The sequence below is a fragment of the Thermaurantiacus sp. genome (assembly GCF_053487655.1).
The window spans coordinates 17,496-43,634 of sequence record NZ_JBRCLD010000098.1 but is presented as its reverse complement, the minus strand read 5'-3'; the positions used below and the strand labels follow the sequence as shown (position 1 = coordinate 43,634).

The 26,139-nt window shown below is 64.3% G+C and carries 29 protein-coding genes; 14 read left to right on the top strand and 15 right to left on the bottom strand.

Annotated features, from left to right (window positions below):
* Positions 1-41 precede the first annotated feature (41 nt).
* On the top strand, positions 42-1,427 hold the full coding sequence (gene pgmG / locus ACWIQA_RS09825; RefSeq protein ID WP_448582895.1) for a phosphoglucomutase/phosphomannomutase PgmG: 1,386 nt from the start codon (positions 42-44) through the stop codon (positions 1,425-1,427).
* Between the two features lie 310 nt (positions 1,428-1,737).
* A complete protein-coding gene (locus ACWIQA_RS09820) occupies positions 1,738-2,232 on the top strand; it encodes a phasin family protein (protein ID WP_448582894.1) in 495 nt (164 codons plus the stop codon).
* A gap of 13 nt (positions 2,233-2,245) precedes the next feature.
* On the opposite strand, the gene ACWIQA_RS09815 is transcribed toward ACWIQA_RS09820, so the two are convergent.
* From ACWIQA_RS09815 to ACWIQA_RS09770, 10 genes are all read right to left on the bottom strand, one after another.
* Positions 2,246-3,037 (bottom strand): TlyA family RNA methyltransferase, encoded by a 792-nt coding sequence (locus ACWIQA_RS09815; RefSeq protein WP_448582893.1) that lies wholly within the window; start codon positions 3,035-3,037, stop codon positions 2,246-2,248.
* A gap of 28 nt (positions 3,038-3,065) precedes the next feature.
* Positions 3,066-5,036: a 1-deoxy-D-xylulose-5-phosphate synthase gene (gene dxs / locus ACWIQA_RS09810; RefSeq protein WP_448582892.1), complete on the bottom strand. Its 1,971-nt coding sequence runs from the start codon at positions 5,034-5,036 to the stop codon at positions 3,066-3,068.
* A gap of 66 nt (positions 5,037-5,102) precedes the next feature.
* Positions 5,103-5,573 (bottom strand): Fur family transcriptional regulator, encoded by a 471-nt coding sequence (locus ACWIQA_RS09805; protein WP_448582891.1) that lies wholly within the window; start codon positions 5,571-5,573, stop codon positions 5,103-5,105.
* Between the two features lie 10 nt (positions 5,574-5,583).
* On the bottom strand, positions 5,584-6,114 hold the full coding sequence (locus tag ACWIQA_RS09800; protein ID WP_448582890.1) for a hypothetical protein: 531 nt from the start codon (positions 6,112-6,114) through the stop codon (positions 5,584-5,586).
* Positions 6,115-6,141: 27 nt separating this feature from the next.
* Positions 6,142-7,323: an RsmB/NOP family class I SAM-dependent RNA methyltransferase gene (locus tag ACWIQA_RS09795; RefSeq protein ID WP_448582889.1), complete on the bottom strand. Its 1,182-nt coding sequence runs from the start codon at positions 7,321-7,323 to the stop codon at positions 6,142-6,144.
* Positions 7,324-7,356: 33 nt separating this feature from the next.
* A complete protein-coding gene (gene guaB / locus ACWIQA_RS09790; protein ID WP_448582888.1) occupies positions 7,357-8,841 on the bottom strand; it encodes an IMP dehydrogenase in 1,485 nt (494 codons plus the stop codon).
* A gap of 12 nt (positions 8,842-8,853) precedes the next feature.
* Positions 8,854-10,107 carry a tetratricopeptide repeat protein gene (locus ACWIQA_RS09785; protein ID WP_448582887.1) on the bottom strand — a complete coding sequence of 418 codons (1,254 nt, stop codon included), beginning with the start codon at positions 10,105-10,107 and terminating at the stop codon, positions 8,854-8,856.
* Positions 10,108-10,195: 88 nt separating this feature from the next.
* Entirely contained in the window at positions 10,196-10,618 is a 423-nt protein-coding gene (locus tag ACWIQA_RS09780) for a hypothetical protein (RefSeq protein ID WP_448582886.1), read from the bottom strand.
* A complete protein-coding gene (locus ACWIQA_RS09775) occupies positions 10,615-11,637 on the bottom strand; it encodes a phosphotransferase family protein (protein ID WP_448582885.1) in 1,023 nt (340 codons plus the stop codon). The genes ACWIQA_RS09780 and ACWIQA_RS09775 overlap by 4 nt, the downstream gene beginning before the upstream one ends.
* Positions 11,630-12,724 (bottom strand): hypothetical protein, encoded by a 1,095-nt coding sequence (locus tag ACWIQA_RS09770; RefSeq protein WP_448582884.1) that lies wholly within the window; start codon positions 12,722-12,724, stop codon positions 11,630-11,632. The genes ACWIQA_RS09775 and ACWIQA_RS09770 overlap by 8 nt, the downstream gene beginning before the upstream one ends.
* Before the next feature lie 173 nt (positions 12,725-12,897).
* On the opposite strand from ACWIQA_RS09770, the gene nusB reads away from it, so the two are divergent.
* The 3 genes from nusB (at position 12,898) to ACWIQA_RS09755 (ending at position 16,573) form a co-directional block, all read left to right on the top strand.
* Entirely contained in the window at positions 12,898-13,413 is a 516-nt protein-coding gene (gene nusB, locus ACWIQA_RS09765; protein ID WP_448582883.1) for a transcription antitermination factor NusB, read from the top strand.
* Positions 13,392-14,354, top strand: a complete 963-nt coding sequence (gene thiL, locus ACWIQA_RS09760) for a thiamine-phosphate kinase (protein WP_448582909.1) — start codon at positions 13,392-13,394, stop codon at positions 14,352-14,354. The genes nusB and thiL overlap by 22 nt, the downstream gene beginning before the upstream one ends.
* Before the next feature lie 122 nt (positions 14,355-14,476).
* Positions 14,477-16,573, top strand: a complete 2,097-nt coding sequence (locus ACWIQA_RS09755) for a sodium-translocating pyrophosphatase (RefSeq protein WP_448582882.1) — start codon at positions 14,477-14,479, stop codon at positions 16,571-16,573.
* Positions 16,574-16,645: 72 nt separating this feature from the next.
* On the opposite strand, the gene ACWIQA_RS09750 is transcribed toward ACWIQA_RS09755, so the two are convergent.
* Positions 16,646-17,113: an outer membrane protein assembly factor BamE gene (locus tag ACWIQA_RS09750; RefSeq protein WP_448582881.1), complete on the bottom strand. Its 468-nt coding sequence runs from the start codon at positions 17,111-17,113 to the stop codon at positions 16,646-16,648.
* Between the two features lie 80 nt (positions 17,114-17,193).
* Here ACWIQA_RS09750 and ACWIQA_RS09745 point away from each other — a divergent pair, with 80 nt between their 5' ends.
* Both ACWIQA_RS09745 and ACWIQA_RS09740 read left to right on the top strand, forming a co-directional pair.
* On the top strand, positions 17,194-17,703 hold the full coding sequence (locus ACWIQA_RS09745; protein WP_448582880.1) for a ubiquinol-cytochrome C chaperone family protein: 510 nt from the start codon (positions 17,194-17,196) through the stop codon (positions 17,701-17,703).
* Positions 17,700-18,230, top strand: a complete 531-nt coding sequence (locus tag ACWIQA_RS09740; protein ID WP_448582879.1) for a YceD family protein — start codon at positions 17,700-17,702, stop codon at positions 18,228-18,230. The genes ACWIQA_RS09745 and ACWIQA_RS09740 overlap by 4 nt, the downstream gene beginning before the upstream one ends.
* A gap of 276 nt (positions 18,231-18,506) precedes the next feature.
* Here ACWIQA_RS09740 and ACWIQA_RS09735 read toward each other — a convergent pair whose 3' ends face one another.
* Positions 18,507-18,668, bottom strand: a complete 162-nt coding sequence (locus ACWIQA_RS09735; protein ID WP_448582878.1) for a DUF1674 domain-containing protein — start codon at positions 18,666-18,668, stop codon at positions 18,507-18,509.
* Positions 18,669-18,725: 57 nt separating this feature from the next.
* Between ACWIQA_RS09735 and ACWIQA_RS09730 the strand changes: the two genes are divergently transcribed.
* From ACWIQA_RS09730 to ACWIQA_RS09715, 4 genes are read left to right on the top strand one after another with little or no spacing between them, the layout of a single operon-like run.
* Entirely contained in the window at positions 18,726-19,553 is an 828-nt protein-coding gene (locus tag ACWIQA_RS09730) for an SDR family NAD(P)-dependent oxidoreductase (protein ID WP_448582877.1), read from the top strand.
* A 31-nt stretch (positions 19,554-19,584) separates the two neighbouring features.
* Positions 19,585-20,499 carry a zinc metalloprotease HtpX gene (gene htpX / locus ACWIQA_RS09725; protein ID WP_448582876.1) on the top strand — a complete coding sequence of 305 codons (915 nt, stop codon included), beginning with the start codon at positions 19,585-19,587 and terminating at the stop codon, positions 20,497-20,499.
* 59 nt (positions 20,500-20,558) lie between these two features.
* On the top strand, positions 20,559-21,743 hold the full coding sequence (locus ACWIQA_RS09720) for an RsmB/NOP family class I SAM-dependent RNA methyltransferase (protein WP_448582875.1): 1,185 nt from the start codon (positions 20,559-20,561) through the stop codon (positions 21,741-21,743).
* Entirely contained in the window at positions 21,740-22,849 is a 1,110-nt protein-coding gene (locus tag ACWIQA_RS09715; protein WP_448582874.1) for an esterase-like activity of phytase family protein, read from the top strand. Before ACWIQA_RS09720 ends, ACWIQA_RS09715 begins: the two co-directional genes overlap by 4 nt.
* Here ACWIQA_RS09715 and rpmB read toward each other — a convergent pair.
* The gene (gene rpmB / locus ACWIQA_RS09710; protein WP_448582873.1) at positions 22,773-23,057 is read right to left on the bottom strand and encodes a 50S ribosomal protein L28; all 285 of its coding nucleotides are present in this window, start codon (positions 23,055-23,057) and stop codon (positions 22,773-22,775) included. The two genes, ACWIQA_RS09715 and rpmB, sit on opposite strands and share 77 nt — an antisense overlap.
* A 187-nt stretch (positions 23,058-23,244) precedes the next feature.
* Between rpmB and ACWIQA_RS09705 the strand changes: the two genes are divergently transcribed.
* Positions 23,245-23,547, top strand: a complete 303-nt coding sequence (locus ACWIQA_RS09705) for a YciI family protein (protein WP_448582872.1) — start codon at positions 23,245-23,247, stop codon at positions 23,545-23,547.
* Here ACWIQA_RS09705 and ACWIQA_RS09700 read toward each other — a convergent pair.
* Both ACWIQA_RS09700 and ykgO read right to left on the bottom strand, forming a co-directional pair.
* Entirely contained in the window at positions 23,495-24,136 is a 642-nt protein-coding gene (locus tag ACWIQA_RS09700) for an HAD family hydrolase (protein ID WP_448582871.1), read from the bottom strand. The two genes, ACWIQA_RS09705 and ACWIQA_RS09700, sit on opposite strands and share 53 nt — an antisense overlap.
* Before the next feature lie 23 nt (positions 24,137-24,159).
* Positions 24,160-24,285 carry a type B 50S ribosomal protein L36 gene (gene ykgO, locus ACWIQA_RS09695; protein WP_448582870.1) on the bottom strand — a complete coding sequence of 42 codons (126 nt, stop codon included), beginning with the start codon at positions 24,283-24,285 and terminating at the stop codon, positions 24,160-24,162.
* A 114-nt stretch (positions 24,286-24,399) separates the two neighbouring features.
* Here ykgO and ACWIQA_RS09690 point away from each other — a divergent pair, with 114 nt between their 5' ends.
* Positions 24,400-24,969 carry a DUF4136 domain-containing protein gene (locus ACWIQA_RS09690; RefSeq protein WP_448582869.1) on the top strand — a complete coding sequence of 190 codons (570 nt, stop codon included), beginning with the start codon at positions 24,400-24,402 and terminating at the stop codon, positions 24,967-24,969.
* Between the two features lie 24 nt (positions 24,970-24,993).
* Positions 24,994-26,133, top strand: a complete 1,140-nt coding sequence (locus tag ACWIQA_RS09685; RefSeq protein ID WP_448582868.1) for a M14 family metallopeptidase — start codon at positions 24,994-24,996, stop codon at positions 26,131-26,133.
* Positions 26,134-26,139 lie beyond the last annotated feature (6 nt).

Genomic DNA, 26,139 nt, shown 5'->3' with positions numbered 1-26,139 from the left:
GCCATTCTCGCAATGATTCGTGAATGCTAAAGGACAAGTAAATGGAACGACATTGCTTTCCGCCCTCGAGTCTGCGTGAATATGACATCCGCGGGATTGTCGGGGAGACGCTTGGCGAGGCCGATGCGCATGCTCTTGGCCGCAGCTTCGGGAGCGTGGTGCGGCGTCGGGGGGGCTTGTCAGTTGCCGTCGGGCGGGATGGCCGGCTATCGTCGCCGGCGCTCGAGGCAGCACTTGTCGACGGGCTGATGGCGGCGGGATGCGACGTCATCCGGATCGGGCTGGGGCCAACGCCCATGCTCTATTATGCCGTAAAGGCGCTCGCAACTGCTGCTGGCGTGATGGTGACCGGAAGCCACAACCCCCCCGACTACAATGGCTTCAAGATGACGCTTGCTGACCGGCCGTTCTGGGGCGAAGACATCCGGGCGCTTGGTGCTCTGGCCGCGTGTGGCGACTGGGAGCAGGGTGCGGGCACTTGCCGCGATGCGGATGTCAAGGCGCGCTATGTTGCCCGCCTGCTCGAGGATGTCCGGCTGCCAGCGCTCAAGGTCGGCTGGGATTGCGGCAATGGTGCAACAGGCGAAATCGTCGCCGAGCTGGTCCAGCGCCTGCCGGGCACGCACCATGTGCTGTTCGCCGATATCGATGGCCGTTTCCCCAACCATCATCCTGATCCGACGGTCGAGGCCAATCTTTCTGACCTCAAGGCCCTTGTCTGTGCCCAAGGGCTCGATCTCGGCTTTGCCTTCGATGGTGACGGTGACCGGATTGGCGCTGTTGATGGCACGGGGCGGGTGGTCTGGGGCGACCAGCTGCTTCTCATCCTTGCAACTGCGTTGCTGCGCCAGCTGCCCGGCGCGTCCGTCATTGCTGATGTCAAGGCCAGCAAGGTCTTGTTCGATGGTGTCCAAGCCCTTGGTGGGACGCCCATCATGTGGAAGACGGGACACTCGCTCATCAAGGCGAAAATGCTCGAAACCGGAGCGCCGCTCGCAGGGGAGATGAGCGGGCACATCTTCTTTGCACACCGTTGGTACGGATTTGACGATGCGATCTACGCTGCCCTGCGCCTTCTCGAAGCACTGGGTGATCTCAATAGCTCGCTTGCCGATCTCCGCAGTGCGATGCCAGCGCTGGTCAACACGCCGGAACTCCGCTTCCCCTGCCCGGAAGAGCGGAAGTTTGCAATCGTGGCTGAAGTCCTCGACCGGCTCCGGGCTGAGGGTGCAGACGTGGACGCAACCGACGGCGCACGCGTGACCACCGCGGATGGCTGGTGGCTTCTGCGTGCATCCAACACCCAGGCCGTTCTGGTTGCACGGGCGGAATCTTCGACGACGGCAGGGCTTGAGCGGCTGGTCGCTGAGATCGACTGCCGGCTGGCTGCCGTCGGGATTGTCCGGGCTGAGGCAGCGCACGGCTAGGAGCAGCCGCTCGCGCTGCTGCCGATTCCCCCTTGCACTCCGGGCCCGGAACGCTTATGTTGCACTGCAGCAAGAACGGTTGGTGCAAGCCGACATGGTTCTTGCGGCAGGCATGTCCTGCGTAATTGCCGAGGAGTTCGGACCCGTGAAAGATTCGTCCGACACGAGAGAGGAGCTGCGCACGCCGGTTGCCGTGCGCCGGGGCAAGGGTTCGCGGGCCGCGTCGTCGCCGCGGGCGTCTGCTGCGACTGCGGCATCGACTGACATCGATCTCGCGACCATTCCTGAAACCATCCGAAAGGAGATGTCCATGAACGCTGAAACCGTCCTGAAGTCGCTTGAAGCCATTACGCCGGCGGTTGAGAAGGTGACTGCTGATGCGCTCGCGCAAGGCAAGGCTAACCTCGAAACCGTGGTCGAGAAGGGCCAGGAGCTTATGGGAACTGCCGTCAAGTCGGTCACGGAAATGTCGGAATTCGCCAAGGGCAATGTTGATGCCCTGATGGTGTCTGCCAAGGCGGCGACCAACGGCTTTGAAACTCTTGCGAACCTGCTTGTCGAGCATTCGAAGAAGAGCTTTGAGGAAGCCACCACGGCGATGAAGTCGATGGCGGCGGCCAAGTCCCCTGCCGAGCTGTTCCAGCTCCAGAACGACTTCGCCAAGGCCCGCTTCGACCATGCGGTGTCCATGTGGTCGACCATGTCTGAGACCATGCTCAAGGTGGCAGGCGAGATTGCCCAGCCGGTTTCCACCCGGGTGGCGCTCGCTGGCGAGACCATGAAGGGTCTGGTTTCGGTCAAGTAAGGGCCGAGACCCCTCATCCTTTGCCGGCAGTTGCGCCGGACATGGGAGGCGGTGGAGCTGGCTCCGCCGCCTCCACGCTTTTTCTGGCAGCGAGCAGAAACTCGACATTGCCGTCAGCGCCTGTGATAGGAGAGGGTAGGGTGCCAAGATGGGCCCAGCCATGGGCGGCAATCCATGCTGCCGCTTGCGCGCAGACGCGCGCTTGGACTTGTGGATCGCGCACGATGCCGCCTTTGCCGACTTCGGCACGCTCGGCTTCGAACTGTGGCTTGATGAGCGCAACAAGAAAAGCCCCGGAGCGGGCAAAGCGCAGGGGCACCTCGAGCACCTTGGCAAGCCCGATGAAGCTTGCATCGCACACGATTCCGGCCACTGGCTCCGGAATGTGGGCGGCCGTCAGGGCACGCGCATTCACCTTCTCAAGAACCACCACGCGCGGGTCGCACCGAAGCTTCCAGGCCAGCTGGCCAGTGCCGACATCGACAGCATAGACCCGCTCGGCCCCACGGGCGAGGAGCACATCGGTGAAGCCACCGGTGGCGGCGCCAACGTCCATCCAGGCCCCTTCTGGTGCGATTGCAAAGGCATCGAGTGCGGCGGCAAGCTTGAGCCCGCCGCGCGAGACCCAAGGATGGTCACGCCCGCGGACATCAAGGGGGGAGGTGTCTGCCAGCATTTCGCCGGCCTTGGCCACTCTGCGCTCGCCCGAAAAGACAAGCCCCGCCAGGATGAGCGCCTGCGCTCGCGCTCGGCTTTCGACAAGACCCCGGGCAACGAGCAACTGGTCGGCCCGGACTTTTGCCATCAGCCCGCCCTCGGGCGAGCAGCTGCCCTCACGCCCGCGCGCCCTCGCTCACTTCGACATTGTTATGGCGAAGTGCAGTCAGGACCGTCTTTACGATCCCGGCTGCGTCAAGCCCTGCTTCCGCATATTGCCTCTCGGGCTTGTCATGATCCTGGAAGATGTCGGGCAGGCGCATGGTGCGGACCCTAAGGCCGGAGTCGACCCAGCCTTCGTCGGAGGCGAGAGTCAGCACATGGGCCCCAAACCCGCCGATTGCACCTTCCTCGATGGTGACGACGACCTCATGGGTTGCGCACAGCCGGCGGATCAGATCCTCGTCCAGCGGCTTGGCGAAGCGCATGTCGGCAACCGTTGTGGCAAGGCCTCTTGCATCGAGCTCGTCAGCCGCCTTGAGCGCCTCCTGCAAGCGCGTGCCAAGCGAAAGGATTGCAACGGTCTTGCCTTCGCGCACGATTCGGCCCTTGCCGATTTCAAGACGCATGGGGGTTTCAGGAAGCGGCACGCCGACTCCTTCGCCCCTCGGGTAGCGGAAGGCGATTGGCCCACTGTCATGGAGCGCTGCTGTGTGGGTCATGTGGATGAGCTCTGCCTCGTCGGCAGCTGCCATCACAACAAAGTTGGGAAGCGTTGCAAGATAGGTGATGTCAAAGGCGCCGGCGTGCGTGCAGCCATCTGCCCCCACCAGCCCAGCGCGGTCGATTGCGAACCTGACTGGCAGGTTCTGGATCGCAACATCATGGACGACCTGGTCGTAGCCCCGCTGCAGGAAGGTCGAGTAAATGGCACAGAAAGGTCGCATGCCCTGGGCAGCAAGACCGGCTGCGAAAGTGACGGCGTGCTGCTCGGCAATCCCGACATCGAACGTCCGTTCGGGGAAGGCTTCGGCGAACTTATCGAGCCCAGTTCCAGATGGCATCGCTGCTGTTATCGCAACAATGCTGTCATCGCGCTTCGCTTCGGCAATAAGTGCCCTTGCAAAAACGGACGTGTAGCTCGGAGGGCCGCCAGGTGCCGGCTTGTGTTGCTTGCCAGTGACAACGTCGAACTTGACAACACCATGATATTTGTCAGCGGCAGCCTCGGCCGGGGGATAGCCCTTGCCCTTCTTGGTGACCACATGCACCAGACAAGGGCCTTCGGCCGCATCGCGAATATTCTCAAGGATGGGCACGAGATGGGTGAGATCATGCCCGTCGATTGGCCCGACATAGTAGAACCCGAGCTCCTCGAACAGCGTGCCACCAGTCGCGAGCGTGCGGAAATATTCATCCGCCCGCTTGGCCGGCTTTTTCAGCTGCTCGGGCAGGGCCTTCTTGGCCAGCTGGCGGACTGCATCGCGGAACTCGAGGAAGGTGTTGGACGAGTAGATCCGGGCAAGATAGGCTGAAAGCGCACCAACGGGCGGGGCGATTGACATGTCATTGTCATTCAAGATGACCACCAGCCGGTTGCCAGCCTCGCGGGCATTGTTCATTGCCTCATAGGCCATGCCGGCGGACATCGCGCCATCGCCAATGACGGCGATGGCCTTGCCTTCTGCGCCCTTTAGCTTGTTGGCAATGGCAAAGCCGAGTGCAGCCGAGATCGACGTGGAGGAATGCGCAGCCCCAAACGGGTCGTAGACAGATTCCGACCGCTTGGTGAAGCCGGACAGCCCGCCCCCTTGGCGAAGGGTCCGGATGCGGTCGCGGCGGCCGGTCAGGATCTTGTGTGGATAGGCCTGGTGACCCACATCCCAGATGAGCTTGTCGTCAGGCGTATTGAACACATAATGGAGTGCAACGGTGAGCTCGACCACGCCAAGCCCAGCACCCAGATGACCTCCTGTCACACTCACCGCATCGACAAGTTCTGCCCGCAGCTCACTAGCCAATTGAGGAAGCTGATCATGACGCAGCTTGCGCAGATCTGCAGGAACACTGACCTGATCGAGAAGTGGTGTTTCCGGCCGTCTGGCAGGAGTCTTTGGCGCCTCGGCACCGGGGATAGTCGATGTCATAGCCAGTATCTAGCGGCCTGGCGTGAAGGTGAAAAGGCGCAAACCATCTCCCATCTGCCAGGCCGGTCAGCCGTTGCAGCGGCGGCACAGACCTTCGAGTTCGAGCACGGTCCGGCTGGCAATGAAGCCGCGGCTGGTGGCATGCGTGCGCATGGCTTTGGCAAGCTGGTCATCATCGAGATGGTCGATTGCACCGCAGCATGAACAGATCAGAAAAATGCAGTCATGCTGACATTCCGGGTGGATGTTGGCGACATAGGCGTTGCGGCTTTCGATCCGCTTGGCGAGATTGTAGGCAACGAAGAGATCAAGAATACGGTAGACGCTGTTGGCAGCGATCCGCCTGCCAAGCTGCTGCGAGACCGCATCGCTCACCTCATAGGCAGACAGCGGGCGCTTGGCCTCAGCAAGGCTCTGGAATATCGCGGCGCGAAGCGCAGTCCACGCAATCCCCTGGCCTGTGAAAGTGGAGGAGGCGGCAAGTTGCAGACCTTCCGCGCCCGGGTGGGGGTGCTGATGGCTCAAGGATGCGTCCATCGTTGTGCGATCACGGCTTTGCTGGCGCAGGCCGGGCTCGGGCTTCGACCATGGCTGGAGCTGGTTCCGCAAGCGCTGACTGCAGACGATTCACTGCCGGACATGGGGCAGCACAGATCTGGCGCAGCCTCTCGAGATTGGCTTCCGCGCGAGCCCGAGCGCCCCGGTCGATGAAGGCCAGTCCCTGGCCTTCAAGAGCTGCAACATTTGCAGGGTCGATCGACAGCGCTTCCCGGTAGAAGCGAGCGGCCTTGCCCGGGAGCCCCTCAGCGCGGGCAACGGCTGCCAGCCCGAGATAGGCCGCAACATTGCGCGGATCGACTGCAAGCGCCGTCTCAAACCGATCGGTTGCCGCCATGAGCTGCTTCTGGGCCAGAAGCGCTTCGCCCTTGGCCACCAGCGCAACCGAGAGGCTGGCAAGTTCCGAGTCAGCTGTCCCGCGCAGCTTCTGGCCGGGTCGCGCCCCTGCCGCCCCAGCGAAGACAAGCGCCGCCACCAGAATCGCTGGCACCGTCAAGCCGTGCCCAAATCTTGTTCGCATCCGCTCCCTCTTGCTCACATTTCAACCCTAGCACGGCATTTCAAAAGTCGCGATAAAAAAGCCGTCGCAGCCATGAATATGGGGGGAAAGCGCCAGCGTGCGAGCAGGGGCAATCCCGGTTTCCCTGTGCCAGGCGCGGATGATGTCTGGGCCTTCCGAATCAAGAACAGAGCAGACTGCATAGATGAGCCGGCCACCTGGCCGAACGAGGGCGGCGCCGAGCCGCAGGAGGCGCGCTTGCAGCGCCCATAGGCGCTCCAGTCGGAAGGGTGTCAAGCGCCAGCGAAGCTCCGGGTTGCGGCGCCAAGTCCCAGTGCCCGAGCAAGGGGCATCGATCAGCACCACATCCGCTTGGCCGGCCCAGTCGGCAAGCTGTGTTGCTTCACGCCCCGGGTCGAGCAGGCGGGTCTCAATCATGCCGAGTGCACCGGCACGGCGCGCGCGCGGCGCAAGCGCAGCAAGCCGAGACCTGTCAGTGTCGGTTGCAAGGATTCGTCCCGCACCACCAAGAGCAGAGGCAAGGGCCAGGCTTTTGCCACCGGCACCTGCACACAGATCAACAACCGCCATTCCCGGGCGCGCGCCAGCAAGTTCGACAACTGCCTGGCTGCCAGCGTCTTGCACTTCAATGGCGCCGGTCTTGCGCAGCGGATGCCCCTCGAGTCGCGTTCCCGCCGGCAGCCGCAGCGCATCCGCAAGCGTCAGTCCGGCAACATGGACAGGCTCGGCAGCACAGGGCAGCCGTGCTGCCACTTGTGCGCGTGTCATCCCCGTCAGCCGGTTTACTCGGATGTCGAGCGGCGCGCGCGCGCTCAGAGCTGCAAGGGCTTGGGGCAAGTCGTTGCCGAAACGGGCCTCAAGCACGGGGAGAAGCCAGGCTGGTGCAGCCGTAGCGGGAGTTTGTGGCTCCCCCTCCTCCACAGGGTGAGGGGCATGGTCAGAACCGTCAAAGCTGCTGAGCGCTTCAGGGGCAGAGGCCAAAAGATAGCCAAGAAGCGCTGCCCGGCCGGAGACAGGCCGCTCGCCGCTGTGACGGATCGCAGCCCAGACCAAATCGCGGATGGCGGCGCGATCCTTGGCGCCGATGAATCGCCGCGACCGCAAATAGGCCTGGAGGATGGAGTCTGCTGCTGCGCCGCCGTCTCTTGCGGCGGCAAGGACGCCATCGAGGACTTCAATTGCCGCCTGGAGCCGGGCCGGGGGCCGCATCAGCCCCGCCTGCCGGCGGCCGGCACCTGATAGTCAGCGCGTTGGATAGTTGGGGGCCTCGCGGGTGATGGCGACATCATGCACATGGCTTTCGCGCAGGCCGGCATTGGTGATGCGGATAAAGCGCGCCCGGCGACGAAGCTCATCCAGGGTCGAAGCGCCGAGATAGCCCATGGCAGCCTTGAGGCCTCCGACCAGCTGGTGCAAGACGTCCCGGGCTGGCCCCTTGAAGGGCACTTGCCCCTCGATCCCCTCGGGTACCAGCTTTAGCTGGTCTCGGATGTCCTGCTGGAAATAGCGGTCAGCTGAACCGCGGGCCATGGCGCCGACCGAGCCCATACCGCGATAGCTCTTGTAGGCGCGGCCCTGATAGAGGAAGGTTTCCCCAGGAGCTTCTTCGGTGCCAGCCAGAAGCGAGCCGATCATGACGCTTGCTGCCCCTGCGGCAAGCGCCTTGGCAATGTCGCCGGACGTGCGGATGCCGCCATCGGCGATAACAGGCACGCCCGCCTTATCAGCTTCTTCAACGCAATCCATGATGGCTGTCAGCTGGGGCACGCCGACGCCGGCAACGATGCGAGTGGTGCAGATGCTGCCAGGCCCGATTCCGACCTTGATGGCATCGGCCCCGGCGTCGATGAGGGCACGAGTTGCCTCAGCCGTTGCGACATTTCCGGCAACCACCTGGACAGCATTTGAACGCGTCTTGATCCTCTGGACGGCCTCGCTCACCTGGCGCGAGTGGCCATGGGCAGTGTCGACGACAAGAAGATCACATTCGGCATCGATGAGCGCCATGGAGCGCTCATGACCTGCCTCGCCGACGGTGGTGGCGGCGGCTACTCGCAGCCGCCCTGACCCGTCCTTGGTGGCATCCGGGTAGGTGACGGCCTTCTCCATGTCCTTGACGGTGATGAGACCGATGAGCCGGCCGTCATCGTCGATCACGAGCAACTTCTCGATTCGCCGCTGGTGGAGGATCCGCCGCGCTTCCTCCTGGGTGACGCCAGCCCTGACAGTTGCCAGGTTCTGCGAAGTCATCAGCTCGGCGACAGGCTGGTTCAGATTCTCGGCAAAGCGAACGTCCCGGTTCGTCAGGATGCCGACAAGCCGTCCTGGCACACCAGGCGGCGCTGGCTCCACGATCGGAATGCCCGAAATTCCGTGCGAGCGCATGAGGTGGAGCGCCTCGCCCAAGGTCTCGTCTGCCCTCATGGTAATGGGATTGACGACCATCCCGGACTCGAAGCGTTTGACTTGGCGCACGGCCTCGACTTGTTCGGCAATCGAGAGGTTGCGGTGGAGCACACCAAGGCCGCCGGCCTGGGCCATGACGATCGCCATCCGGCCTTCCGTGACTGTGTCCATCGCCGACGACAGCAAGGGGATGGCAAGCTGAATGTCACGCGTCAGCCGTGTGGCGGTCACCGCCTGTGAGGGCAAGACTGCCGATTCTGCCGGCACCAGCAGAACATCGTCGAAAGTGAGGCCGAGGGGAATCGGCGCCTGGTCTCCCATGCGACTGGTCAATCAGCCGCGCTGGCTTGTCCAGATCTGCCAGTAGCGGGCAAGCTGGTTGCGCGGTGACCCCTTGACCGCAGAAAATGCGGCCTCTGCACCAGCCTTGTCGCCCTTGCGCGCAAGCGCGATTCCGATCCGCGTGTTGACGACGTCGGGGTCGACTCCGCCTTTCTGGAGGGCGAGTCGATACATTTCGACTGCCTTGTCATATTGGCCGTAGCCGAGGAAGGCGTCGCCCGTGCCAAGGGCCGGGCGGCCATTCTTGGCTGTCCGCGATTCTTTCTCGGCCACGGGCAGCCCGGCCTTGTCGGCACCAACCCGGCTGGTCGCGGCGGTATTGAGCTCGCGAATGACCGGCTTGGAGAGCTGGAGTGCACCTGCTGCAACCCCCTCGTCGATGACGGCCTTTGCCTCGCCTGGAAGCCCGCGCATCGTCGCGGTTTCGGCAAACTCGAAATAGTCACGCTCGCCAGCAAGCGCCTTGGCAACCCGGGCAAGCCGCAACGCATCGAGGTTGGTCTGGTCGTCAAGGCGCTGGGTCTCGCGAAAGATGAGAAGAACGTCACGCCAGTTGGTCGGGTTTGGATAGGCCTTGACAAGGGCCTCGCTCGCCGCGACGATCTGCGCTCCAAGATTGGCGTCATAGGCAATCGCCAAAGTGCGCCGATACCAGCTTTCGTCTGCCTTGGCGCCCGACACTCGCTCCTTGGTTGCAATGGCCTTCTGGAGGGTTGCGACTGCCCGCACATTGTCATTGGCCCGGCGATGCAACTCTGCCGTCTCGGCCATGACGTCAGCATCCTCTGGGTTCATGGCAAGATAGCGGTCGAACTGCTGGGCTGCCTTGGCGTTGTCGCCGCGCTGTAGCGCAAGGCTGCCAAGGTTACGAATGAACTTGCCCTGGTCTTCGGCAGGGACTCGTCCAGATGCCAGCGCCTGCTCAAGCCCCTTTTCAATGAGGGCATTATCGTTGGTGCCAAGGCCGGAATTGATGCGAAGCATGCCGATCATGTAATTGTCATCGGCGTTCTTGTTTGGCGTGGCGTCCGCCTGGTTCAGGAAGCCGATCGCCGCTGCATGATCATTGGCTTGCTGCGCCTTCTGGGCCTGGGCAAGCAGCGGTTGCACGTCTTTTGAGAACTTGAATCTCTGTGCTGCTGACCCTTTCTGCTGGCGCTGGGCTGCAACTGGCTCGAGCGCTGCACCGGCACTGGCCGCAAGCAGGAGCGCTGCTGCGGCTCGGCCCATCCAACGGATCATCATGCCCTCTCCCGAACTGCCGCGGCCCTAAGGGCCCCATCACTGGCGCGCCCTTTCCACCGCGGCCCACGCGCGTCAAGCGCCCGCGGGCTCAGGCCGGAAGCCCAGGCGGGTCGAGCCGCTCTGCGGCCGCGAAATCGAACAGGAACTCAAGGCAGGCTCGGGCAAGTTCCGGGTCGCGGGCGTCGGCAAAGGCATGGAGCACCTCCAGCCCACCGAGCAGATGATCGAGACGATCGTCGAGCGGGAGGGACTCGACCCGGGCAAGGAGCGCAGCGAGATCGGCCCTGAGCGTAATGTCGTCAGGCGCGGCATCGGCAAGCAATTGGTGCAGCCGGTTGCGGAAGGATGCCCGCCTTTCAGCGTAGAGCACAACATCGCTTGCAGCAAGAAGCAGGATGGCAGCGATGGTCCCGGCGGTCTTGCCTGCATAGCTTTCACCCAGGGCCGGCGCCACCAGCAGTGCCTGTCCCAGCGCCAAGTTGCGCAGAAGATCTGCAGGTGGAATGTTCATGCCGAAACAGCCTTCAGCATGGCAGCAACCTGGTGATTGTGGAAGCGGTAGGGATAATAGGCTGAAAACGCGAGCACAGGATCGACAGCACGAAGACTTGCAACTTCGAACCCGCTTGTGAGCCAAATGGTAAGACCCTGGAAGCCAGCGAAGATGCGCCACCAAGTCCAGCTCGCCTTGTCAAACCGGCGCTTGGAGGCGCGCTCCCAGCACCCGATCGCAGCATCCAGCGGCAGCAGGGCGCCGGCGCGGCCACCATCGCCAAGGCCCCGCTCCCCGTGGCTCCACAGCGGATCAGCCGCCCAGGCGAGATCGGCCATCGGGTCGCCAATATGCGCCATTTCCCAGTCGAGGAGTGCGAGCAGCCGACCCTCCTCGCTGACGAGGAAATTGCCGGAGCGGAAGTCGCCATGGACGATCGCCGGCGGGCCCGATGCTTCGGGGCAATGGGCCCGGAGCCATCGCAGCGCTGCCCGTGCAATCGGCTGCGGCCGCAGCGCGTGGGCTTCGAACTCTGCTGCCCAATGTTCGAGGCGGGTGCGCGGATCCTGCACTGGCAGCATGGCCATGTCTGCAGGCGTGGGGACGAGTGCATGCAGCTCGCCAAGGGCCGTGAACAGCGTTTCGCCTAGCCGCTGCGCGTGGGCGCCGTAGGGGTCGGTTTCAAACAGTCCCGCAGCACGCCCGCCCTCCACCAGCCGCATGAGGAAGCCGGGTGCGCCCAGGCGCTCGCCAGCGGCGTCGAGGAGGAGCGGCTCGGGGACTGGAAGGCCGGCAGCAAATGCGCGGTTTTGCACATAAAATTCCGTCGCACGCGATGTGCGCACGAGGCTGGCAACGGGGTCGCGTCGCATCACCAGCCAGTCGCGACGGTGTCGACCCTCAGCACAGAAGCGCCAGGTCTCCCGCGCGGCACCGCCATGGAAGCGGAACAGGTTGCGGATACGGACATCCTCATTCCAGGCCGCCGAGAGCCATGCCGCCAGGCGTCTCTCGATTCCCTCAAGCCCCTCAAGCAAGGTCGAAAAGCCCGCCAAGACCGGTTGGACGGTGGGGTCCGATCAGCAGCTGTTCGAGCACTCCGCGCCCATGGAGGATCGGCTGCCCCTCCTGGTGCAGTTCGGCCCGGACCAGCGCTTGCACATGGGCGTTCGCTGGCACCGCCGGATCAATGGCGGCCGTCTCGATCCGCTCGCAGCAAACCGAGAGCTCGCCGTGAAAGCTGCCGTGCCCGCGCGTCGGGTGCCCGTAGCCGAGCCCGGACATCTGGAAATGCGTCTCAGGCTGCAACCGCACCTCGAGGGCACGGCCATCTGGCAAGCTGGCGTGAAGGACGCATGCGGCTGCGCGCCGCGTCCCGGGCGCAAGGCGGAGCTCGAACCTTGGCGCGCGCAGGGCGAGAGTTCTGCCGCTCGCATGATCAACGAGAGCGGCGGCACGATTCCAGGGCTGGCCTTCGCCATCCTCATTGGTGTGGGCGAAGAGTGACTGGCCGCCGAACTGGACTGGCGCCCACAGCCAGAAGAACTGCGGTTCCATGGCTGGCGCATGGGGCTGCGGATCAGCGGCACCGATGGGCCGCACTCCCCAGCTTCGATCCCGTGTGCCAATAGAGCCGTGGACATCGCGCGCCTTGCCTTCAACGGTGACAGCGCCTTCCCAGCGGACATTCTGGGTCATGCGGGTGACATCCATGAGCGTGCGCGTGCCCACCCGGCGGAAGAAGCGGGGCTCCTCGATGGGAGGATGAAGACCCGTTGCCAGGAGGTCGGCGCTGATCCCCTCGGTCAGCGCAAGGTGCACGCGCAGCCGCTTGAGCGGTTCCACCACGTCGACGGCAATCGGCCCGACGCGGGTTGCCATCCGCTCATAATGGAGGATGCGCGACGCAAAGACCGATCGCTGCACGCCTTCGGAAAGAACGCTGAAGGCGGCATCGATCACGTTGAGGTGCGGATAGACTCCAAGTGCTGCGGCAAAGAAAAGCTGTCCGTCCGCGCTCTGGCCATTGAAGAAGTAGCGGTCATAGAAGTTGCGATCGGTCCCGGCGAAGGCGATCGGCTCACTGCGCTGGTGTAGCGGATAATCATCACCGGCCGTCAGCACGGCGCAAACTCCCGTCGCGATCTGAAGCGCCTCCCGCGCTGGGTCCGAAGATAGCTTTACGCCTTCTTGGCGCAGCTTGCAGCTGTCGGCAAGGGCCCGCCTTGGCGGCATGCATCTCGGCCGGGCGCAGCCACGCTTGTGAGGCTGCATGGGTCGGCCTATGGCCGCTTGGCATGGCAAATGAGACGACAACCAGCGCCTGTGACCGCGCGCACCATCGCCAGCGCCGGTCGGCAGCGCGGCTGCGCGCGGTCCAGGCTCTCTACCAGCGTGCCATGGCCGGCACACCCGTTGATCGGCTTGTGACCGAGTTTCACTCCCATCGCCTCGAAGCGGACGACCTCGAAGAGGAGGTTGACGGAGGCACGATCGCCTCGGCGGAAGTGGCCTTTTTCGATGATCTCGTGCGCGGAGTCTCGGCGCGACAAGACGAACTGGACCTGCTCTTGGCGCGCTACCTTGCCCCAGGCTGGACACTTGCGCGCCTTGATCCGCTGCTGCTCCAGCTCCTTCGCGCTGGCGCCTACGAGCTTGTCGCGCGCGCTGACGTGCCGCTCGCGGCCATCATCACGGCCTATGTCGATATCGCCCATGCCTTCGTTCCTCGGCAGGAAGCCGGATTCGTGAACGCACTCCTCGACCGGCTCGGCCATGCAGTTCGGGGCGGATCCGAACGGGGCGCTGCCTGACGGGCGCGGCATCCGCGGGGCTGGAGGAGCGGCTGCTTGCCGCCCTGCGGGAGGCAGGCGCGCCAGCGGCCGCGCTGGGATTTGCCGATGATGCCTCCGTCCTGCCCTGGCCGCTTGGGCTTGATCTCGTTCTCACCCATGACATGCTGGCAGAGGGCGTCCACTTTACGTCCACTTGTCCTCCAGCAGATGTCGGCTGGAAGCTTGTGGCCGTCAATCTTTCCGACTTGGCCGCCATGGGCGCACGGCCAGTCGCCGTCTTGCTCGGGGCGGGAATTGCAGCCAGTCGGGACCCCGAGTGGGCGTGTTCGCTGCTCTTGGGCGTCCGCCAGATTCTCGACCGGTTCGGCGGTGTGCTCGTGGGTGGGGATACGATTCGGTCGGGTGCAGCGAGTGTCCTTGCGCTGACGGCACTTGGCAGCCTGCCTCCCGGTGCTGCCCTTCGCCGCAGCGGTGCACGACCAGGAGACGATCTCTTTGTCTCTGGCACCATTGGTGATGCTGGGCTCGGCCTTGAGATCGCCCAAGGCCGGCGCGCGGCGGACGCCTTCCTGCTCAAGCGCTACCGCCGCCCAACGCCGCGCCTTGCGCTCAGTCAGGCGCTAAGAGGGGTGGCCCATGCGTGCATCGATGTCTCCGATGGCTTGCTGCGCGATGCGTCCCGCCTGGCTGCGGCCTCGGGGCTTGCAGCCAAAATCGAGTCTGCGCGGATCCCCCTTTCTCCCAGCGCGCGCGCATCCGGCGTTTCTGTGGCAAGGCTTGCAGCCATGGGAGATGACTATGAATTGCTGTTTGCAGCACCTGCAGCGGCGCGACCGGCCGTCGCAGCAGCGAGCCGTGCCACAGAAACGCCGGTGGCGCGGATTGGCTGCCTTGTCGTCGGCGAAGGCGTGACGCTCGATGGCGCGGTGCCTGCCGACCTTGGCCACCTGCATCGCTGAGCCTTTCGCCAAGGGGCGCCTGCCAGAAGACTTCATTGGTCGGGGTTGCACTGGGGGCCCTGCTTTGCCAAAGGCCCGCGCCAACCGGCCCACGCCTCGGGCTCAGAGTAAAAGGGGTTTGCATGGATTTCGTGCTGGTGGCCATCGCGTGCGGCCTTGCGGCCGTGCTTTACGGGGTGCTGACCTCGCAGGCGGTTCTCCGCGCTTCTCCGGGGAACCAGCGCATGCAGCAGATCGCGGCTGCCATCCAGGAAGGGGCGGAGGCCTATCTCGCCAAGCAATATTCAACCATCGCCATCGTCGGCGCAATCGTCGCAGCGCTGGTGTGGCTGTTCCTTGGCATGTGGCCGGCGCTGGCCTTTGTTGTCGGTGCGCTGCTCTCGGGTCTTACGGGGTTCATTGGCATGACCATTTCCGTGCGCGCGAATGTGCGCACGGCCGAGGCTGCGCGTCGTGGCCTGCAATCTGGTCTCACACTCGCATTCCGCGCCGGCGCCGTCACCGGGCTGCTGGTTGCTGGCCTTGCTCTTCTTGCGATCGCTGGCTTCTACTGGTTTCTCACGCATGCCGGCTTCACGCCGGCAGGCGAGGACCGTGTCATCATCGACAGCCTCGTCGGGCTTGCCTTCGGCGCTTCGCTCATCTCGATCTTCGCGCGGTTGGGTGGCGGGATCTTCACCAAGGCGGCCGATGTCGGCGCCGACCTTGTTGGCAAGGTGGAAGCGGGCATCCCCGAGGATGATCCACGCAACCCCGCTGTCATTGCCGACAATGTGGGCGACAATGTCGGGGACTGCGCCGGCATGGCTGCTGACCTGTTTGAAACCTATGTGGTGACAGTCGGGGCAACCATGGTCTTGACTGCGCTTCTCGTCGGCGGGGACTATCTTGGCAATCTGATGGTGCTGCCCATGCTCGCTGGCGGCTTCTGCATCCTTGCCTCTATTCTTGGCACCTTCTTCGTAAGGCTTGGCAGCAGCAACAGCATCATGGGTGCGCTCTACAAGGGCTTTATCGCAACTGCGCTCACAGCGGTGCCCTTGCTTTATGTGGCGACGCGGCTGCTCTTCCCCGACATGGGGACGACACTTGGGGAGACGGGCGGTGTCGCCTTCAACGCACTCGACCTCTTCCTTTCGATGCTGGTCGGACTTGTGGTAACCGGGATCATCGTCTGGATTACCGAATATTATACCGGCACAGGCTATCGCCCGGTTCGCTCCATTGCGAAGGCCTCAGTGACCGGCCATGGCACCAACATCATCCAGGGTCTCGCGATCGGGCTCGAGGCGACCGCGCTTCCCACGCTCGTCATTTGCATTGGAATTGCGGTTGCCTATGGGCTTGCCGGCATCATTGGGGTCGGCTTTGCGGCAACGGCAATGCTGGCGCTCGCTGGAATGGTGGTCGCGCTTGATGCCTATGGCCCTGTCACGGACAATGCGGGCGGCATTGCCGAAATGTCCGGGCTCGAGGGGGAGGTGCGCGAGCGCACAGATGCGCTTGATGCTGTCGGCAATACGACGAAGGCCGTGACCAAGGGCTATGCCATTGGCTCAGCAGGGCTTGGCGCGCTGGTGCTTTTTGGCGCCTATACGACGGACCTTGCCAAGTTCTTTGGCGATGTCGATGTCGATTTCACGCTCGCCAACCCCTATGTCGTTATCGGGCTTTTGCTGGGAGCACTTCTTCCCAACTTGTTCGGTGCGCTCGGCATGACTGCGGTGGGCCGCGCTGCGGGATCCGTGGTGGAAGAAGTGCGCAGCCAGTTCCGCAACAACCCCGGCATCATGGAAGGCACCGCCAAGCCCGACTATGGCCGGACCGTGAGCCTTGTGACGGGTGCCGCCATCCGGGAAATGATCGTCCCCTCCCTTCTCCCCGTTCTCGCACCTATCCTCGTCTATTTCGTTGTCGCAGCGGTCGCCGGGCAAGCAAATGCTTTTGCGGCGGTTGGTGCACTTTTGCTCGGGGTCATCGTCGGCGGGCTCTTCATCGCCATCTCAATGACGTCAGGCGGCGGCGCCTGGGACAATGCCAAAAAATATATCGAAGATGGCAACCATGGCGGCAAGGGCTCTGAGGCGCACAAGGCGGCAGTCACTGGCGACACGGTCGGGGACCCCTACAAGGATACCGCCGGACCTGCAGTCAACCCGATGATCAAGATTACGAATATCGTGGCGCTCCTCCTGCTTGCGGCCCTTGCCGCGCACTGAGGTGAACCCGGTTGGAGGGGAGGACGGGCCCCGGCGCTAGGCGCCGGGGCCACTTCCGTCTGCGAACGGTCGCTAGCGCGGCCGGCCGCCTGCCGGATCGCTGGCAGGAACACTGCCGAAGCTGCCGATGTTGCCAAAAATGTCCTCAAGCAGGGTGCGTTCGCGGCCGAGCGTTGGCGTCTTGTCGGAATTGGGGCTGATGTCGGCGACCTTCTCAAGCCCTCTGCGCTCCACGCTTGCGACCGTTCCCTTGTCGTCGAAGCGGACGATGAGGATGCTCTGGCCAGTGGGCGTGGGGCGCAGGAATGCCCGTTGCCCAGTGTTGCGCGAAACATAGTACCAGACATTATCCGCCCATTGGGTCACCATTGTCGGGCGGCCGAGCGCCTTGGCGACGGAGTCGCGATTGTCGACGCCAGGCTGCACGCCAGCGATCAGCTCCTCGTCGACAATGTAGCCCATGGTGTTGGGGATGCGGGCACATCCTGTCGCGGCGAGGGCGAGAAGGGCGACTGCGCTTGCGGTAGCGAAGCGGCACATGGGCATTTCTCCGTCGGGGCGCCTGCTTGCGGGGGCCACAGTTGCACTCCATATGCGGGGGGGCTCATCCGGAGGCAAGAATGTCGCTGCTTTCGCGTCTGCTCACACCAAGAGAGCCACCGATGGCAGCGCTGTGGCGCCGGATTACGGCCCTGGCCCGCACGCCCGAGCTCTACGCTCGCCATGGGGTGCCAGATACGGTCGATGGCCGGTTCGACATGGTGGCACTCGTTGCCTCGCTTGTGATGCTGAAGTTCGAGGCGGCAGGTGCCAAGCGCGAAGGCGTCCTCCTGACCGAGCGCTTCGTCGATGACATGGATGCGTCCGTGCGCGAACTCGGCATCGGGGACTTGGTCGTCGGCAAGCATGTCGGCAACATGATCGGCGCGCTTGGCGGGCGGCTGGGGGCATACCGCGCTGCGCTGGCATCCCCACAACCCCGCCAGGCCCTTGCCCAGGCGCTTGCCCGCAACCTGTTCCGGGGCAGCGGGGCTGGGGATCCGGATGCCGTCGCCTGCTGGGCGATCGACCTTTACGAGCGGCTCAAGTCTGCACCCGTTGCCGAGCTGGTCGAGGGGCGTGGGCTATGACTGAGACCGTGCCGGAATTCAGCCATGGGCTGATGGTCGATCGCATCGCTGCAAACGGAATGGTCCTCTATCTCGAAGCGGGTGCGGATTCGCGTTTGCAGCTGGCGGCGCGGTTCGGCCTTGTTGCGCTCGACCGCCTTGAGGCCGATCTTGTCGTCACGCGCGATGCCCGTGGTGTCACGCTTGCCGGCCGGTTCGCAGCCGATGTGATCCAGGCCTGTGTCATATCAGGTGAGCCAGTTCAGGCGCGGATTGCCGAGGAGCTTGCGCTGCGGTTTGAAGAGCTTGCCGAGCCCGTCCCCGACTGCGAGGTCGAATTGTCGCACGAAGCGCTCGACCTGCTCCCAATCGAGGATGGCGCGATCGACGTGGGAGAGGCGCTCGCCCAGTCTCTGGCGCTGGCACTCGATCCCTATCCAAGGGCCGGACCCGAAGTGCTGGCCAAAGCACGGCGGCAGTTCGCAAATGCACAGAAGCTTGCCGAACGCTGCCAACCAAGCCCGTTTGCGATCTTGCGTCAGCAGTGACAGGACGGCCTCAAGTGCCGAGCAGTCTGTCACATCGGGCAGGGTCGGTTCTCGCCGTGCGCGACGCGGGTGACCTTGCGCGGGGACTCCGGGACGCGGAGGGGGCTCAAATGGTTCTGGCCGCCGCCTGCCATCGCGTTGCGGTGCCCCATGGCCATGCATGGGATGCGCAGTCTCGAGCCGAGAGCTGCGGGCGCGCACCACCCGGCGCGTCTGCCAAGGCAGTCCACCCGATCCGATGCTCGCCTTCACGAGGGCCCGGCGCGCCGCGCTCGTTTAGAAGTCGGTACAGACCCCGTTGACTTCCCAGTCGCCGTAGCGCGTGGGTTCGGCGCCGCCGCGTCCGCCGACTTCGGGCACAGCAGGTGGGGGCGCACGGTCCTTGCGCTGCGCCGAATGCGGTTTTTCTTCGCGGATTGCGGGCTTGCGCCTTTCCATGTGCTGGACCTAGGGGCTGTGGGCAAAGAGCGCAAGCGTAGGAAGTGGAGGGACGAATTGGCTGGGCTCGAAGGCGCGGTCATTGCCGTGACCGGAGCGGCAAGTGGCATCGGCCGGGCGCTGGCGCTTGGCCTTGCCCGCCGCGGGGCCCGGCTGGCGCTTGCCGATCGCGATGCCAAGGGTCTTGCCGAGACCCTCGGCTTCATCGGCAACTATCCCGCCATCACGCGCGTATTCGATGTCACGGACCATGCAGCGCTCCGCGCCTTTGTCGAAGATGCTGCAAGCGAATGGGACGGTCTTGACGGGATGATCAACAATGCTGGCCTCTCCGTCGTTGCCCCGTTCGTTGACTGCCCGCGCGCCGATTTCGACCGGGTGATGGCCGTCAATTTCGATGCCGTCGTCGAAGGGACTCGCCTGGCGCTCCCCTACCTGCGGGCGCGCGGGGCCGGCTGGATTGTCAACATCTCCTCCGTCTTCGGGATGATGGGCTACCCGACCCAGAGCGCCTACAATGCCTCGAAATTCGCAGTGCGCGGCTTTACCGAGGCGCTAGCGCTCGAACTGGCCGTGACTGATCCTGCGATCTGCGTCATTCGAGTCCACCCCGGGGGTGTCAGGACCAATGTCGCCCGAAATGCGAAACTGGTCGCGCACCTTCCCGGAACGCCTGCCGACATCGACAGCGCAGCCGAGTTCGAGAAGGCAGCGCGCACCACGCCCGAAGCGGCTGCGGAGGCCATCATCCGGGGCATGGAAAAGCGCCGTCATCGAGTCCTGATCGGGCCCGATGCCCGCTTCATCGACTGGATGGTGCGGCTCTTTCCGGAAACCTATTTCCGCCGCATTGGACTCTTCCTCGGAGGCGGTTCCGCCCGTTGAAATCGGCGCCAGGTGGACCACATTGGTGGCCATGAACCGCACCCGCACCTTCATGCTGATGGCGGCGCTCGTCGCCCTGTTCATGGGCTTCGGCTTCCTGCTGGGTGGCCGCAGCGGCGCCCTCCTCGCTCTCGTCATGGCAGCCGGCATGAACGCCTTTGCCTACTGGAACGCTGACAAGCTGGTCCTGAAGATGCACGGCGCCCGCGAAGTTGGCGCCGACCACCCGCTCCACCGCATGGTTGCCGGCCTTGCGCGCAATGCCGGGATGCCGATGCCCAAGGTCTATCTGGTTGACCAGGCCCAGCCGAATGCCTTTGCAACTGGCCGCAACCCGGAGAATGCGGCGGTCGCGGCAACGACGGGGCTTCTGCAGGCGCTGGACCGGGACGAAATCGAGGCGGTGATGGCACACGAGCTCGGCCATATCCGCAACCGCGACACCCTCATCATGACGATAACAGCGACCATTGCCGGTGCCATCTCCATGCTGGGCAACATGGCGCTGTTCTCGAGCGGAGGGCAGAACCGCAACCCCATCCAGGTGATTGCCGCCGTCGTTCTTGCCCCCCTTGCAGCTGCGCTGGTGCAAATGGCGATCAGCCGCACGCGCGAATATGGGGCGGATGCTGCAGCGGCAGAGATTTCGGGCAAGCCCTTGAAGCTTGCAAGCGCGCTTGCCAAGCTCTCGCAGGCGGCGGCGCGCATTCCCAATCCCGTGGCCGAGCGGAACCCCGCAACAGCACATCTCTACATCGTCAAGCCCGGTGCCGGCGGGGTTGCCGACAGCCTGTTCTCCACGCACCCAGCGCCCGCCAACCGGATCGCTGCACTCGAGGCCATGGCAGGTTCGACCGGGCCAAACCTTTCTGCCCCCGCTGATCCCTGGCCGCGCCGGCGTGGGCCAAGCGCACTCGGTCTTCCCCGTTCTGGCTCCGACGCCTGACCGGCCTTGGCACAGGCCGGGCCGGTGCGCCCTCCTCTGATCCGAATGGACAGCCGGGCGTGGCCGCGCGCGCGGCTGCCGTCCGTCTTCTGCACGAGGTGCTCACCCTTGGGCGAAGCCTAGACGAAGTGTTCGCACGGCAAGTGCAAGCGCTTGCGCCCCCGGACCGTGCGCTTGCCCATGCGCTTGCTGCCCAGGCATTGCGTTGGCTTGTTGACCTCGACCGGCTGATCGACAGCGCCTCAGCGCGCCCGCTGCCAGCCGACGCGCGTGCCCGACAAGTCCTGAGGATTGCGCTTGCCGGCCGGCTTCGGCTCAAGACTCCAATGCATGCGACAATCGCAACCGCGCTTGCCTTGCTTCAAGGAGGACCCCGGCGGCTGTGCCATGCAGTGCTCGCCCGGCTCGACCGCGAGGGCGCCACGCTGCCCGAGCTGCCGACACTGCCAGTGGCTTGGGCGGAGCGCTGGGAATCAAGGTTCAAGCCTTCTGCGCTTGAGGCGATGCGGGCAGCGCTTGGGACAATCCCGCCGACCGACCTTTCGCTGCGCAACCCGGATGAGACGACAAGCTGGGCCACGCGGCTTGCCGGCCAGTCCATCGAGCCCGGTCATGTGCAGATTGCCGGCTCTCAGCGCGTGGAAGCGCTGCCCGGGCTTGCCGAAGGCGCTTTCTGGGTCCAGGACTTGGCTGCTCGGCAGGTTGTCCGCCGGCTGGGGGATGTTGGCGGGCGACCAGTGCTGGACCTTTGTGCTGCTCCTGGCGGCAAGACCTTGCAACTGGCAGCAGCCGGTGCGCACGTGACGGCAGTGGACCGCGCAGCCTATCGCATGGCACGTCTTGAGGCCCATCTCGCGCGGACCGGCCTTTCGGCTCGCACAGTCGTTGCCGATCTCCTCGAATGGGAACCGGACCAGCTTTTCGGCTTCATCCTGCTTGATGCGCCCTGTTCGGCAACAGGGACATTTCGCCGCCATCCGGAAGTGCTTGCCCGACGCCATCCGCGCGAACTGCCGGGCCTTGCTGAACGCCAGCGCCAGATGCTGGCGCGCTCTGCGAACTGGCTCGCGCCGGGCGGACGACTGGTCTACGCGGTCTGCTCGCTCGAGCCCGAGGAAGGCGAGGAGGTGGTCGAACGCACCGCAGGCCAGGGTCTTGCCCTTCTGGCAACCGAGCGGCTCCTACCTGGCACAGGGCCTGGAGACGGTTTCTTCATCGCAACCTTCGCGAAGGCTGGCGCATGACCCATGCCTGGTTGTGGCGACTGCTGCCGCAGGCGTTCTTTCTGGCCGCCTTCGTGGCCGGAGCCGCTTATGCTGCCTATCTGGTCGGTCCTCCGATAGCGGAAGGCGCGATTCGAGCGATTGCGATTGCAACGCATGCCGTGCCACTCGATCGCCGTGAGCCGGAGCGGACCGACTTGGGCCGTCTTCGCTATCTGGGCGGGCTTTCCTTGACTTCGAAGGACAAGGCGTTCGGCGGCCTCTCGGGCCTGTTATTTGAGCATGCCTGCGGTCGGTTGCTGGCTGTCAATGATGTCGGAAGCTGGCTCATCCTGGAGCCGGAAGAGCAAGGCGATCGTCTGGTCGGGGTGCGCACTGCCATCGTTGCTCCGATCCTCGATCCGTCAGGGAAGCCGCCTCCCAGGAAATATTTCGCCGACGCCGAAGCAGTCATGCGGGATCCGGCAACGGGCGATACCCTGGTCTGGTTCGAGCTCGATCACCGTGCCCAGCGGTATCGCGGCGTCTCGGCCTGTAAACCTGCAAGTCTGGCCATGGCTGCACATGCTGTCGAGCGGCCACAGGCCATCCAGAGGTGGAGATCAAACAAGGGAGTAGAAGCTGCCGCCCCAGATGGCCAGGCCATCCTCCTTCTTGCCGAGGGGCAACCGGAAGGGGCTGAGCACATCGCTGCTGTCCGGATTGCGGGTGGCACGGTCACGCACTTCCGCTACCCTGCGGCCGAGGGGTTTCTTGCCACTTCGCTTGCTGAGCTCGCACCGGGCTTGCATGTGCTGTTGCAGCGCTCAAGGTCACCCACGGGCGGATTCTATGCCAGGCTCAGTCTGTTGCGTGTCGCAGCTGAAGGCACCACCGAGCGGTTTGAGGTCGCCCGGCTGGCGCCGCCACTTGTGGTCGATAACATGGAAGGAATAGCGGTTCGCCGCGAGGGCAGCCGAACCTTCCTCTACATCGTGTCGGACAACAATTTCCTGCCGACCCAGCGCACCCTGCTCATGAAGTTCGAGCTGCTGGCCGACGATTTCGGCATCAGCCAGCCGCCTTTTTCTCCAGTTCGCGCTTCAGCCGACGGGCCTTGGGGGAGAGCTCGCAGTCCCGAGTCTTGAGAAGCCAGGAGTCAAGTCCGCCGACATGCTCAACTGAGCGCAGGCCATGCATGGAAACCCGCAGCCGGATCCGGCGGCCGAGGGCATCGGACATGAGGGTCACATTCTGCAAGTTCGGCAGGAAGGTGCGCTTGGTCTTGTTGTTGGCGTGGCTGACATTGTGGCCGATCTGGCGGCCCTTTCCGGTCAGTTCGCAAATGCGCGACATCTCAGCTATCCTCAAGAGATTAGGCGGGTCGCAAGATCGCCCGCGAGAGCGGCGGCCGTAGCGACCGCGCGCACGAGCGTCAAGATTGGCAGGGCCGAGACCCGATGGTGTCAAGAAGGCTTTCCGCTTGCGGGTACGCGCATGCGCTTGCTGGACCTTGCCGAGAGCGAAGTCTAGGGACTGCCAGGTGCCAATCTATGCGATTCACTGCATCGACAAGCCCATGCAGCAGGCCTTGCGCGCCAGCACGCGCGAAGCGCATCTTGCCTATGTGCGGGAACGGATGGACCAACTCCTGGTTGCCGGCCCGCTGCTCGACGAGGCGGGAGAGCCGATCGGTTCGATGCTGCTGATTGAGTTCCCTGACTATCGGTCCGCAGTCACCTTTGCTGCGAACGATCCCTATGCCAGGGCCGGCCTGTTCGCCAGCATTGCGGTTACGGCGTGGCGGCAGGTGCTTCCACCTCGGGAAGAAAACCAAGCCGGCTGAGCTCGGCTTCGAGGCGCACGCAGTCCGTGAAGCGATGGCCGAGCCAGCCTGCAGCTTGAGCGGCGGCCACGTTGGCGGGCTGGTCGTCAACGAACAGGGCCTCCCCGGGGCCGAGCCCGAAACGTGTTGAGGCAAGCGCGAAGATGGCGGGATCGGGCTTCATCAGCCGCTCTTCCCCCGAGACGATGATGTCTTTGAAGTGGTCGAAGACGGGCGCGGTGGGGCGAAACATCGCCCAGAACTCGGCCGAGAAGTTGGTGATGGCATAAAGCGGCACGCCCGCATCGGCGAGGCGGAGCACAAGTTCCGGCATGCCCGGCACTGGCCCTGGAATGGTTTCAAGCCAGCGCGGGCCATAGGCCCTTATCCGTTCCGCCTGGTCGGGGAATTGTTTGACAAGCTCGGCACTGGTCTCAGCAAAGGGGCGGCCGGCATCATGCTGGACGTGCCAGGCGCGGGTGACGACATTGGCGAGGAACCAGTCGAGTTCGGCTGGGTCTGAAATCAGCCTCGCATAAAGGTGGCGGATGTCCCACTCATAGAGCACATGGCCGACATCAAAGACAACCGCGCACGGGCGAGGCGACACAGGAGCCACCCGCAGCGCCAATCTCAGCCCTGGCGGGCCTTGAAGCGCTTGTTGGTCTTGTTGATGACGTAGGTTCGGCCGCGGCGCCGGATGACGCGATTGTCGCGATGCCGCCCCTTCAGCGACTTGAGGCTGTTGCGAATCTTCATGACCGTGAACCCTTGGATGCCGGCGCGCCGGGAGCTGCGGCCCGTAACTGCCGGGCGATTGGAAGTCAACGCCAGGAGATGACGAGCGCTATGGTCCCGGCTATGGACTCCTGCATGACCCGTCTTCTTGCCCTTCTCCTCCTGCCGCTGCTGGCAGCATGCGCTTCCAGCCGCTTTGAAGCGCGTGTGACTCGCTTTCACTTGGGCGCAGCACCGTCGGCAACGACAGTCGCCGTCGTGCCCCTCGATTCGGCGCAGGCTGGAAGCCTTGCCTTCCGGGCCGATGCCGATGCCGTTCTCCCGGCACTTGTTGCTGCAGGTTTCAAACCGGCACCAGCGGAGACGGCCGAAGTTCTGGCGCTCGTTGGCTCCAGCAGGCAGGTGAGCGAAAGAGTCGCCTCGCCTCCCGTCTCGGTCGGGATCGGCGGGGCGACAGGCGGCAATGTCTCGGTTGGTGGAGCCCTGCGCATTCCGATCGGGCGCGGCCGTGTCCTTGAGACCGTTGCATCCGAGATGCAGCTGGTGCTCCGCCGCCGCGCTGACAACGAAGTGCTCTGGGAAGGCCGGGCACGTGCGACGCAGTCGGGCCAGTCGGCATCCTCCAGTTCCGCGCTCCTCGCTCGCGCCCTGCTTGATGGCTATCCTGGCAAGTCTGGCCAGACGGTGCGCTGGGTGGCGAAGTAGCATCGCGGCTGCTAGCCGCGCGCCATGTCGGCCAGCATCGCAAGCGCATTCGATTCGGGGAATATTCGGGTTCTGCGCCAGGATGGGCCGAGCGCCTTCACGCTTTCGATCGTGCCCGACGCCGGAGGCGAATTCTTCCAGTGGTTCCATTTTCGCCTTTCAGGTGCGCGCGGGCAGGAGGCGTGTCTGCGGATCACCGGTCTCAACCGGTCCGCCTATCCGCTGGGCTGGCCGGGCTACAGGGCGCGCATATCTGCCGACCGGCAGATCTGGCGGGCAGCTCCCACAAGCTTTGATTCAAACGAGGAGGAAGGCACGCTCACGATCCGAGTCACGCCCGAGTCCGACCATCTCTGGATTGCCTATTTTGCGCCCTATTCGATCGAGCGTCACCATGACCTTGTGGCGCGCATGGCTATTCTGCCGGGCGTGCGGGCGCGGGTGCTGGGCAGCAGTCTTGATGGCCAGCCGATCGACTGCCTGGAGATGGGGGAGGGTGAGCGGGAAGTCTGGTTCTATGCCCGCCAGCATCCCGGCGAGACCATGGCCGAGTGGTGGATGGAAGGCGCGCTTGAAGCGCTCACTGACCCAGGCTTTGCCCCTGGCGCCCGCCTCCTGGCTCAGGCGCGGTTGCATCTCGTGCCCAACATGAACCCGGATGGCTCTGCCCGTGGCTATCTGCGCACCAATGCCGCTGGCGCCAACCTCAACCGGGAATGGGCGAACCCAACCGCTACCCGCTCGCCGGAGGTGCTGGCGGTCAGGTCTGCGATGGAGGCAACGGGAGTCGATTTTGCGCTCGATGTGCATGGCGACGAAGCCCTGCCGCATGTGTTCATCGCCGGGTTTGAAGGCGTGCCCGGCGTAACAGAGGGGCAGTTGCGCGGGCTGGAGCGCTACAAGGCCCTGCTGCTTGCCCACAGTCCTGATTTCCAGACCAAGGTGGGCTACCCCCCGTCGGCACCGGGCAAGGCCAATCTTTCCATGTCGACAAACCAGCTCGCCAGCCGCTTTGGCTGCATTGCCGCCACGCTTGAGATGCCGTTCAAGGATTGCGCCGACACGCCGACACCTGAGACCCAATGGTCTCCCGAGCGGTCGAAGACGCTCGCCCGGGCCTGTCTTGCAGCGCTTGCCGACCTTTTCGACGAAACCCGCATCTGATGGGAA

Coding starts and splice junctions, on each gene's coding strand:
- pgmG (WP_448582895.1), top strand. CDS start 42: ATGGAACGACATTGCTTTCCGCCCTCGAGTCTGCGTGAATATGACATC.
- ACWIQA_RS09820 (WP_448582894.1), top strand. CDS start 1,738: ATGAACGCTGAAACCGTCCTGAAGTCGCTTGAAGCCATTACGCCGGCG.
- ACWIQA_RS09815 (WP_448582893.1), bottom strand. CDS start 3,037: ATGGCAAAAGTCCGGGCCGACCAGTTGCTCGTTGCCCGGGGTCTTGTC.
- dxs (WP_448582892.1), bottom strand. CDS start 5,036: ATGACATCGACTATCCCCGGTGCCGAGGCGCCAAAGACTCCTGCCAGA.
- ACWIQA_RS09805 (WP_448582891.1), bottom strand. CDS start 5,573: ATGGACGCATCCTTGAGCCATCAGCACCCCCACCCGGGCGCGGAAGGT.
- ACWIQA_RS09800 (WP_448582890.1), bottom strand. CDS start 6,114: ATGCGAACAAGATTTGGGCACGGCTTGACGGTGCCAGCGATTCTGGTG.
- ACWIQA_RS09795 (WP_448582889.1), bottom strand. CDS start 7,323: ATGCGGCCCCCGGCCCGGCTCCAGGCGGCAATTGAAGTCCTCGATGGC.
- guaB (WP_448582888.1), bottom strand. CDS start 8,841: ATGGGAGACCAGGCGCCGATTCCCCTCGGCCTCACTTTCGACGATGTT.
- ACWIQA_RS09785 (WP_448582887.1), bottom strand. CDS start 10,107: ATGATGATCCGTTGGATGGGCCGAGCCGCAGCAGCGCTCCTGCTTGCG.
- ACWIQA_RS09780 (WP_448582886.1), bottom strand. CDS start 10,618: ATGAACATTCCACCTGCAGATCTTCTGCGCAACTTGGCGCTGGGACAG.
- nusB (WP_448582883.1), top strand. CDS start 12,898: ATGGCAAATGAGACGACAACCAGCGCCTGTGACCGCGCGCACCATCGC.
- ACWIQA_RS09755 (WP_448582882.1), top strand. CDS start 14,477: ATGGATTTCGTGCTGGTGGCCATCGCGTGCGGCCTTGCGGCCGTGCTT.
- ACWIQA_RS09750 (WP_448582881.1), bottom strand. CDS start 17,113: ATGTGCCGCTTCGCTACCGCAAGCGCAGTCGCCCTTCTCGCCCTCGCC.
- ACWIQA_RS09745 (WP_448582880.1), top strand. CDS start 17,194: ATGTCGCTGCTTTCGCGTCTGCTCACACCAAGAGAGCCACCGATGGCA.
- ACWIQA_RS09740 (WP_448582879.1), top strand. CDS start 17,700: ATGACTGAGACCGTGCCGGAATTCAGCCATGGGCTGATGGTCGATCGC.
- ACWIQA_RS09735 (WP_448582878.1), bottom strand. CDS start 18,668: ATGGAAAGGCGCAAGCCCGCAATCCGCGAAGAAAAACCGCATTCGGCG.
- htpX (WP_448582876.1), top strand. CDS start 19,585: ATGAACCGCACCCGCACCTTCATGCTGATGGCGGCGCTCGTCGCCCTG.
- ACWIQA_RS09715 (WP_448582874.1), top strand. CDS start 21,740: ATGACCCATGCCTGGTTGTGGCGACTGCTGCCGCAGGCGTTCTTTCTG.
- rpmB (WP_448582873.1), bottom strand. CDS start 23,057: ATGTCGCGCATTTGCGAACTGACCGGAAAGGGCCGCCAGATCGGCCAC.
- ykgO (WP_448582870.1), bottom strand. CDS start 24,285: ATGAAGATTCGCAACAGCCTCAAGTCGCTGAAGGGGCGGCATCGCGAC.
- ACWIQA_RS09690 (WP_448582869.1), top strand. CDS start 24,400: ATGACCCGTCTTCTTGCCCTTCTCCTCCTGCCGCTGCTGGCAGCATGC.
- ACWIQA_RS09685 (WP_448582868.1), top strand. CDS start 24,994: ATGTCGGCCAGCATCGCAAGCGCATTCGATTCGGGGAATATTCGGGTT.